The 4,020-nt window shown below is 47.6% G+C and carries 5 protein-coding genes and 1 pseudogene; 1 reads left to right on the top strand and 5 read right to left on the bottom strand.

All coding sequences use genetic code 11. From position 1 onward, the window contains the following. Window positions 1–321 (top strand): tyrosine-type recombinase/integrase (locus tag IQ230_RS25970; protein ID WP_193935063.1); only part of this gene is annotated, 321 nt, incomplete at its 5' end. Between the two features lie 72 nt (window positions 322–393). Here the strand turns inward: IQ230_RS25970 and IQ230_RS25965 are convergent. The 5 genes and pseudogenes from IQ230_RS25965 to IQ230_RS25950 form a co-directional block, all read right to left on the bottom strand. Beyond that, entirely contained in the window at window positions 394–1,470 is a 1,077-nt protein-coding gene (locus IQ230_RS25965) for a tyrosine-type recombinase/integrase (RefSeq protein ID WP_228055435.1), read from the bottom strand. A gap of 267 nt (window positions 1,471–1,737) precedes the next feature. Further along, a complete protein-coding gene (locus IQ230_RS27590; protein ID WP_265576267.1) occupies window positions 1,738–1,869 on the bottom strand; it encodes a hypothetical protein in 132 nt (43 codons plus the stop codon). Between the two features lie 21 nt (window positions 1,870–1,890). After that, window positions 1,891–2,049, bottom strand: a complete 159-nt coding sequence (locus IQ230_RS25960; protein ID WP_193935062.1) for a hypothetical protein — start codon at window positions 2,047–2,049, stop codon at window positions 1,891–1,893. A 201-nt stretch (window positions 2,050–2,250) separates the two neighbouring features. Then, window positions 2,251–3,888, bottom strand: a complete 1,638-nt coding sequence (locus IQ230_RS25955; protein ID WP_228055430.1) for a DUF3987 domain-containing protein — start codon at window positions 3,886–3,888, stop codon at window positions 2,251–2,253. 28 nt (window positions 3,889–3,916) lie between these two features. Then, window positions 3,917–4,020, bottom strand: a pseudogene (locus IQ230_RS25950) (IS1 family transposase); the annotation flags it as partial.

The following is a 4,020-nucleotide window of genomic DNA, read 5'->3' as shown; positions in this document are numbered from 1 at the left end:
CAAGAGTTCGCGCATCTAACGCTTGCCGATTTAGACTTACTTCACGGTTCTCTTATCGTTCGACGCGGTAAAGGAGGGAAAAGGCGCGTCGTTTATCTGAGCGAGGAGGCACTGGCGTTCTTGAGAGAGTGGTTGGCATTCAGGGGGAACTCTCCAGGGGCGTTGATTTGTCCGGTCAACAAGGGTGGTAAAGTCGAACTGCGACATTTTGCTCCTGATGGAGATGGCATCTACAAGCTAGTACGAGAGCGAGCGACCAGAGCGAGAGTCGCGCAATTTTCCCCCCACGATTACTGGCTTGCTCCGCTGCAATGGCATTGATAAAACTTTGCCGAAAACATCTGAGCTAGACCGACTAGCTTTTCGGCAGACCTCAACAGCGGCAAACAAGTATCAGCCATCAGGTTCTGGCTGAGGAAAAAACAACCGTTCGACTGCCTGGCGCTTGGTTCGGTCTCCCCGCCGGTCGTACTTTGATGTCGTTAGGGGCGAGGAGTGACCTGCTAGCTTTTGCACGGTAAACACGTCAATCCCCTCATCCAGCAAGTCCGAACAGAAAGTTCGGCGGAAGTCGTGGGGAGAAAATTCTGCCACTCCCGCCCGCACAGAGCGCTTTTTGACGATCTTCAACACGGCATCCCCCGACATATGTCGTAGTTCTACTTGCCCTCCCTTACGCACGGGGCAGATCAACGCCCCTCTCTTGCGTCCTCGGATTTCAAGCCACGCTTCTACCAACTTAACTGCGGCTGCGGGCAAATAAACAGTTCTGTATGACTTGCGCTTGCCAGAGCAAATCTCTAATTCACCCGTGCTGGAGTTGTAGTCTTGCAATTTGAGCTGCGCCAATTCCTGCCGACGAATGCCGCCACCGCGCAGTATAGCTAATATTGCTGCATCTCGAATTGCGATAGTTTTAGCCTCATTGCACTCATCTAGCAAAGTGGCAATTTCATCGTTGGCGAGGGCGCGACCTCTCAATTTCTGCGGCGGCGTATCAATGCGCGGCAGATCAGTGGCACGAGCATAATCTTCGTAACTCATCAACCCCAGTCTAGCCGCTTCTTTAAGCACTCGCCGCAGGGCAGCCACCATTTTTTTCACCGTTGCCGGAGCAAATCGCTCGATGAGAATTGCCCGCACTGCCACCGTGTGTTGGTAGCTCAGATTAGACCAATCTAAAGTCAAGGCATCGCACTCGCCATCAGTTAGCAAAGAGGCGATCGCGTTCAAGCTGCGACGCATGGTAGCTCTAGAGCCTTGAGTTAAAGAAGCCAAGTACACCGATGCTGGGTGCAGGGTAGAAGGTACGGGCGCGAAAAGTTTGAGACTTTTCACTCCACCTGAGGTAAGCGAGCGCCTACCACGGTGGGGCGATTTCCTTTGTTGTGGTTCGCTTTGCTTTTCGCCCTTGTTTTTCGTTCTCTCAAGTTGCTTGTTAGATGTCGCCAATCGGTCAGTTTCAGACATTTAGTCGTTGGAACTGAGTTTCTCAATAACTATTTTTTCACGAAAACTACACTAACAGCGATGTCGGGAAAGCACATTGCCCATAACAATGAAAATTGTGCCCGTGTAACCCACAAGTGTCGTAGGGGGTGAGCAAGCGCATTGTCCAAGAGAAGGCAGCTTTTGGCGATCGCGCTCACCTATCACCAATTCAGCGACGTATTTTCTAGGGTTGTCTAATCTGTACAAAAATTTAATTGTTACGCTGAAAATGCTGTCGTTGCTTTTTTAGCGTAGTTGAGCTTTGATAAATTCCAATTCCTTGTTGATTGCTAGCTCTAGAACAGGGTCGTCAAGAACATTACAAGTAGCAATACCAAATTCGAGTAGAAAGACAGCTTCTACATGTAGACCTTTCATAGCTCTTGTCTTGGCTTCATCTTACAAAGCAATAACGAATGCATTTGCTTCTTGATAAGTATTGAAAGAACTAACAACTTTTTCGGGTTTAAGCTTTTTTAGCTGCTCGATAATATCCGAAGTGCTATTTACAGAAGATTTTTGGTTACATAAATCTGGTTCTGAAGAATGCGAATTCACCTCATTATTTGCTGCTCAAGCGCTGACCGCCTTTACTCAAAGCTTTATCGACTTTGATTTCTAGCCAATGTCGTTCTCATTCCTCTTCTGGGTAAGTTCCTCTAAGACTGCGATTTTTACTGTAGTAGTTTACTTGTATTAGGCATCGGCTAAAAACCTCTTGTTGGTTTCAAGAGCAGCAATCCTGGCTTCCTGTTGGTCTTAAGCAAGAGCGATCGCCTCAATTACCTTGAGATCAAAGACAGAGATGGTATTGCCATCAGGAGTTTGAAAATTCCATCGCTGTTGACCAGTTTCTTGAATCGTCACTGAAACAAACTGGCAATTAGAAATGTACTCCCAATAAAGTTCTAAACTTTCTGCACTCTTTCTTAGCTGTCGAATCGTAAAACTTAACTGTTTCAACACAACATCTCGCAGCTTTTCTGGTATCCAAGCCAACTGAGAAAGCGCATCGGGAGCAGAACACAAATGTGTGGTTAACAAGTTAGCAACCCAAGCACGTTGCTGCGAGCTCATGCAACTAGCAGCCTGCATCAGCTTTTTGGCGCTGCGTACCTGTTGTGCCAACTCTACCCAGGTGGCACAGCCCAACACTTTTGCTGCCAATTCTCGTGCAGTTGGTATTTGCTGTGGCAACTCTGTTTGAAGGAGTGCAATTGGTGCAATTGGTGATGAATTGGCGATCTCACCAACTGCAAGAGTGCAAGTATTAGCAAAGCTTTGGGTAGTTGAATTGGTGAATTGGTGAGGACACTCGCGTGCGGAGGTGTCCTCCGTTGAGCGAAGTGTCTGGTGAGCGAGTGTGATCTTGGGGGTTTCCCCCGTTGAGGCAACTGTCCGGTGGGGAGAGGCGTAAGCGTTGCCCTCTTGAGTTATTGCTTCACTCGGCTGCTGAGAAGTAATATGGGCATCTTGTCCATCAATTTCACCAATTAGTGTTTGTAAGTTAGTACTAGTAAAGTTTTCAGCGATTGGTGATGCCACCAACTTACCACCAACAGCCACCAATTCTTTATCATTGGCATCTGATTGAGTGTTGGGGATGTAGACCATCTCGCTGCCTTCACCTTCAATCCGACCGTGACCTGCTGCTGCTAACGGCTGAAAAATTGAGCAGCGAATTTTTTCTACTGCCCAGTTTTTTAGGGCATTGATCCGCGTCTTGAGGAACGATGCCCCTACACCCTTGCTACACTTAGTAAAAAACTTCTCTGCTTGAGTTTGTACCTTGAGAAAAAGCCCCTCTAGCTGGCGGTTAGGTGCGTTGTGTGCATGAATCAGCTTGTGCTGCCATAGATAGAACGAGGCAATTTCAATTGCGTATTGCATTGTCTCGCCACTAATAACTGGCAGCGGCTGTTCGCCTTGTAGCACGGCATTAACTAGATGCAACCACAAAGCAATGCGGGCAGTGTAAGACTCAATCTTGGCGTATACTAGCGACAGCCCAAAATGCACTTCCTCAATCTCAGCATTAACCAAAGTATGGTTCCACCCCTGGAACAGCACTTTAGCTTCGTGGGAGAGTAGGTAGTCGGTTTGGGGCAGTTTTTCTAATTCCCCATACAACTCCTGCAACTTCTGTTTGAGAGTATTGGCAGAGCGAGAAGACAATAGATCGAGATACCTAGCGGGTGCATCGACAATCGAGCAGTAGAGAAACCGAGACGAGTAACCGCTGGCAATGAAGTTAACTTCGTCTGCCATTAACCGCGCCAACGTATCCCATTGGTACGTTCCCGTCTTGCTCAAAGCAACGCGACCTAAAAATAGCCGCGCATCGTGATGATCGAAATTACCGCCAGAACCATTCCAAAACGATAGTTCTAGTTGCAAGTCATGGCGTTGCTGAATGAACAGTGGATTAAGTGGCTAGGGGAAGTGTTTTAAATCTTAAATAGTGCATCAGTAGCCGGACTGAATATCGTAACATCTCAAGAGATTTTGAGTAACAAAGAGTGGCTCGAT

The organism is Gloeocapsopsis crepidinum LEGE 06123 (genome assembly GCF_015207655.1).
Lineage (GTDB): Bacteria > Cyanobacteriota > Cyanobacteriia > Cyanobacteriales > Chroococcidiopsidaceae > Gloeocapsopsis > Gloeocapsopsis crepidinum.
Note: the sequence above shows the minus strand (reverse complement) of the source record. Positions and strands in the feature narration are given on the sequence as shown.